General features: G+C 69.4%; 5 protein-coding genes. All 5 read left to right on the forward strand.

Annotated elements, in window-relative coordinates; genetic code table 11:
* Positions 1-980, forward strand: a 980-nt coding sequence (locus M3N57_13215; GenBank protein ID MDP9023628.1) for a SpoIIE family protein phosphatase, incomplete at its 5' end; no start/stop codon positions are given.
* A 1-nt stretch (position 981) separates the two neighbouring features.
* A complete protein-coding gene (locus tag M3N57_13220; protein MDP9023629.1) occupies positions 982-1,338 on the forward strand; it encodes an anti-sigma factor antagonist in 357 nt (118 codons plus the stop codon).
* A gap of 106 nt (positions 1,339-1,444) precedes the next feature.
* Positions 1,445-1,792 (forward strand): STAS domain-containing protein, encoded by a 348-nt coding sequence (locus M3N57_13225; GenBank protein ID MDP9023630.1) that lies wholly within the window; start codon positions 1,445-1,447, stop codon positions 1,790-1,792.
* Positions 1,793-1,817: 25 nt separating this feature from the next.
* A complete protein-coding gene (locus M3N57_13230; GenBank protein ID MDP9023631.1) occupies positions 1,818-2,660 on the forward strand; it encodes a hypothetical protein in 843 nt (280 codons plus the stop codon).
* An 82-nt stretch (positions 2,661-2,742) separates the two neighbouring features.
* On the forward strand, positions 2,743-3,957 hold the full coding sequence (locus M3N57_13235) for a hypothetical protein (GenBank protein MDP9023632.1): 1,215 nt from the start codon (positions 2,743-2,745) through the stop codon (positions 3,955-3,957).
* Positions 3,958-4,594: the final 637 nt, after the last annotated feature.

A 4,594-nucleotide genomic window follows, 5' to 3' on the forward strand; every position in this document is an offset into this window, starting at 1 on the left:
CGTCGACCCGCAGCGTGCTGCGGTCCGCCGCGCTCACCCACATGGAACCCGGCGCCGTGCTCGAGGCGGTGAACGACCAGCTCCAGCCGGAGATGCCGCCGAAGATGTTCGTCACGTGCGTCTACGGGGTGCTGGAGCCCGCCACCGGACGCTTCGTGTTCGCCAACGCCGGCCACAACCTCCCGTGCGTGCAGACCGCCGACGGTGCCGTGGAGGCGCGGGCGACCGGCATGCCGCTGGGGCTGCTGCCCGGCATGCGCTATGAGGAGAACGAGGTCACCGTCGACCCGGGTCGCGCCGTGTTGCTCTACAGCGACGCGCTCCCCGAGGCCCACGACGCCAGCGGGGAGATGTTCGGGTTCCCCCGGCTCGTCGACGTCGTCGGCAACAGCGGTAGCGACGGGCAGCGCCTCATCGATCGGCTCCTCACCGAACTTCACGGGTTCACCGGCGCCGATTGGGAGCAGGAGGACGACATCACCCTCGTCGCCGTCCAGCGCACCCCGTCGGCCGGCGAGCACGTCAACGATGTGCAGCCCGCCGACGACGAAGGCCGTGAACTCGTCGCCTTCACCGTCGCGAGCGAACCGGGCAACGAGCGCATCGTGATGGAGCGAATCGCCGACGCGGTCGTCTCGATCGGGGTCGACAACGGCAAGCTCGACCGGCTGAAGACCGCGGTCGCCGAGGCCTCGATGAACGCCATCGAGCACGGCAACCACAACCGCTCCGAGCTGCTCGTCGAGGTCCGGGTCTTTACCACCGCCGACGCGCTCGTCGTCCGCATCACCGACCAGGGTGGGGCGCAGGCCATCCCCGAGACCACCGATCCGGACCTCGAGGCGAAGCTCCGGGGCGAAGAATCGCCCCGCGGATGGGGACTGTTCCTCATCCGCAACATGGTCGACGAGGTGAACATCTTCGAAGACACGGCCCACCACACGGTGGAGCTGATCATGCGTCTGGATGAAGGAAACTAGGATGGCTGAGTTCAATGCCCAGGTCCGCGACCGTGGCGGCGCCGCGGTGCTCGACCTGCACGGCGATCTCGATGGGCGAGCCGACGCCGCGCTGAACGGCGCGTACGCCGACGCGGCGGGGACGACAGCGGTCGTGCCGCTCGTCCTCAACTTCAAGGACGTCGGCTACATCAACTCGACCGGCATCGCCCTCATCGTCGGGCTCCTCGCCAAGGCCCGCGCCGAGGCGCGCAGCATCCGCGTCGTGGGGCTCTCTGAGCACTACCGACACATCTTCGAGATCACCCGTCTCGCGGACTTCATGAGCTTCTTCCCCGACGAGGAGACCGCGGTCGGGGCCCCAGCCCCGCTCGTCTAGGTCACTCAAATGCGAAGCGATAGTGACCCGGACTCCTACACCAACACCGCTCGAGCAGCTCGAGCCCGGAGAACACGAGGAGGACACGAACATGGGTGAAGCGACCATGGACCTGGCGGTGCGCGAAGTCGCCCCCGGCGTGACGGTTATCGATATCAAGGGCGACGTCACGCCCGCGAGCGAGGCCGCGCTCGTGGACGCCTACGGCAAGGTGAACGGGGCGCGCTCGGTCGTCCTGAACTTCAGCGACCTCGAGTACATGAACAGTGGCGGCATCGGCCTGCTCGTCACGCTCCTCGTGCGTGCGCAGCGTGCCAAGCAGCGGCTGCTCGCCTACGGCCTGTCCGACCACTACCGCCAGATCTTCGAGCTCACCCGCCTCGACGACGCGATCAAGATCCACGCCGACGAGGTCGCGGCGATCGCCCCTGGCGAGAACTCGAGTCCGCGCTAACTGACCCGAACCGCCAGGAGCCACGATGGACAGCCCCCGAGGCCAGCAACGCCCGAAGCCCCACGCGCCCCACCACGGCCTCGAGCCGTCGTGGCCGACGTCGCCGCCCGCCGCGACGGTGGACGCGCAGCCGGGCGGGGCGAAGACGCCGCGCGACGCCGGCAACTGGGCGAAGCCGGTGGGGGCGCTGCACGTCGCTCGGGATTCCTTCGACGGCGGCTTCAACCTCAACGTCGAAGGCAAACGGCTCGCCGGGCCGGTCCAGGGCTTCGGCAGGATGTGGCAGAAGACGTACCGGGCGCGCTTCGGCGTCGACGTGTCCCCCGAGGAGGTCATCCGCGTCTGGAAGGACCGCTTCCCCGAGTTCTGGCCGGAGGGCAACCGCTTCTTCGGTCCGCTGACCGGGATCGCCCCCGGTGAGGTCGCGGTGCTGAACCTGGCGATGCCGGGGCGCATCACGCTGTCGACCGGCGTGATGGTCGTGTACTCCGACGACGAGTCGTTCACGTTCATGACGCCGGAGGGTCACATGCTGGCGGCGTGGATCACCTTCTCCGCCTACCGCGACGGTCCGGAGACGGTCGCACAGGTGCAGGCGCTGCTGCGCACCCAGAACCTCATGGTGGACCTCGGCAACGTGCTGATCGGCGGCTTCAAGAAGGAGGACCGCTTCTGGGAGCACACGCTCCAGCAGCTGGCGGGCCACTTCAGCGTCACCGCCCCGGCGGTCATCCTCGACGCGGTCTGCGTGGACCGCAAACGCCAGTGGCGCAACGCCCTCAAGTTCCGCAACGACGCGATGCTCCGATCCACCTTCTACCAGCTCGGCCGGTCGTTCCGACGTTCGGCTCGCAGCCCGCGCGGGTGAGAGGCGCTGACCAGACACGAGCGCCAACGATGCGGTACGTGCCTGCGGCAGCCGCGCTGGGAGTGTTCGGAGGAACCTGACCATGCCGATCCTGCGGCACGCGGCCTGGCCGGTGTTCGCCCTCTGCGTGGTCGGCGCCGTGGCGACGCCCGCCGTCGGGGTCCTCATCGGCAGACACGAAGCGGCCGGGGACACGGGGGACCTCGTCGCGGTGTCCCTGCTCCTGGTGGCGTTGCTGGCGTTCCCGGCGGTCGGGGCGGTGATCGCGTCCCGGCTTCCCCGCAACGCGGTCGGGTGGCTGCTGCTCGGCATCGGCTTGCTCTACGCTGCCGGGCCCCTGGCGGACGCCTACGCCAACGCCGGCGACCCCGACCTTCCGCTGCGGGCGTACGCGGGGTGGTTCGTCCACGCGACCATCCAGAGCCCGGCCGGCTTCGCGCCGTTCGCCCTGCTGCTGCTGCTGGTACCGGACGGGCGGCTGCCGTCCCCGAGGTGGCGTCCTGTCGCCTGGGGCCTCGTCGGGTCCGCCACCGCCTTCATCGTGCTGGTGGCCCTCAAACCGGGCGACCTGGCCGAGGTCCACCCCGCCACCCCGAACCCGTTCGCCGTGGCCCCGATCGGGGCGGTGTGGCGGCGGGCGGAGGTGCCGCTGCTGCTGTTGCTGTTCGCCAGCATCGTCGCGGCGGCCGCGGGCCTGATCGCCCGCTTCCGTCGCTCACGCGGCCTCGAGCGGCAGCAGCTGAAGTGGCTTGCGACCGCCGCCGGGCTATTCGTGATCGCGATCCTGTCAGGCCCGGCGTTCTTCTGGCGGGTGGCGCTCCCCAACGCCGTCTGGATCGGAGTGCTCGCCACCGGCCTCGTCGCCATCCCGCTCGCCGTCGGGGCGGCGATCCTGCGCTACCGACTCTACGACATCGACCGGATCGTCAGCAGGACGCTGTCGTACTCGCTGCTGATGGCGGTGCTCGTGGCCGTGTACCTGGTCGGTGTGCTGACGATCGGGGCGTTCCTCCGCCCCCTGACCGGCGAGGACAGCAGCGTGATCGTCGCACTATCGACGCTGGCCGTCGCGGGCGCTTTCCAGCCTGTGCGGCGCCGGGTCCAGACGGTCGTCGAGCGGCGGTTCAACCGCCGCCGCGCGGACGGGGCCGCGGTGCTCGAGCGGTTCGCGCGTCACCTGCGGGACGAGGTCGACCTCACCGCCATCTCCTCGGAGATCCTCGCCGTGGCGCAGACGTCGTTCCAGCCGAGCTCCGTGTCGCTGCTCCTGGTCGGAAACGTGCCTACGCAGTCGTGATTCGGCCGTTCTCGATGAACGCGGGGTTGGATGAGCTGAGAGCGGTAGGTGCTCTAAATGTGCGAATAGCCTCACGAGGCTTGGAGCCGGTGTTGGCCCCGCAGCGCCCTGAACTACGGCAGTACGCGCATCTCCCTAAACGGGCACCGCTACGGCACATTGCCCGTAGGCCCCCAGGCGGTTATGTGTGCATCCGCTACTCGGCCGCCGGTGCGACGACCGCGCGTATCCCGGTTAGCACCGTCACCGTCAGTTCCAAGGCGCCCAGCGACGCCGTCGACGCTCCGCCCGCGTGCAGATGACCCAGCCCACCATGAGAGGATCGCGGCAGCGCGAGCGCAACGATGTCGGCCCAGGTCGTGCGGCCTCCACTGACGGGTACGGAAAGCCAAACTTCGTCAGGTCGGTCCGCTCCTGACCGCTTGCCCAGTCGTCCCCCCCGCCAGCGTTGAAACAATCCCGTTGTGCGCGGTCGACACTGTGGCTTCCGGAGCTGAGAAGGCGCGCGCAACCAATCGCCGTCGAACACCTGTCCCCACGATGTGGCGCGGGCGGATCGGCCCATCCTGCTACGCACCCTCGTCGAGGCCGAGGTCGACGCTCGTGACGCGGCCAACCTCGCCAACCGGCTCAAGAC

The sequence above is a fragment of the Actinomycetota bacterium genome (genome assembly GCA_030776725.1).
Lineage (GTDB): Bacteria > Actinomycetota > Nitriliruptoria > Nitriliruptorales > JAHWKO01 > JAHWKW01.

Bases quoted from the DNA above. Each gene is read 5' to 3' on its own strand.
- M3N57_13225 (MDP9023630.1), top strand. From the start codon at position 1,445: ATGGACCTGGCGGTGCGCGAAGTCGCCCCCGGCGTGACGGTTATCGAT.
- M3N57_13230 (MDP9023631.1), top strand. From the start codon at position 1,818: ATGGACAGCCCCCGAGGCCAGCAACGCCCGAAGCCCCACGCGCCCCAC.
- M3N57_13220 (MDP9023629.1), top strand. From the start codon at position 982: ATGGCTGAGTTCAATGCCCAGGTCCGCGACCGTGGCGGCGCCGCGGTG.
- M3N57_13235 (MDP9023632.1), top strand. From the start codon at position 2,743: ATGCCGATCCTGCGGCACGCGGCCTGGCCGGTGTTCGCCCTCTGCGTG.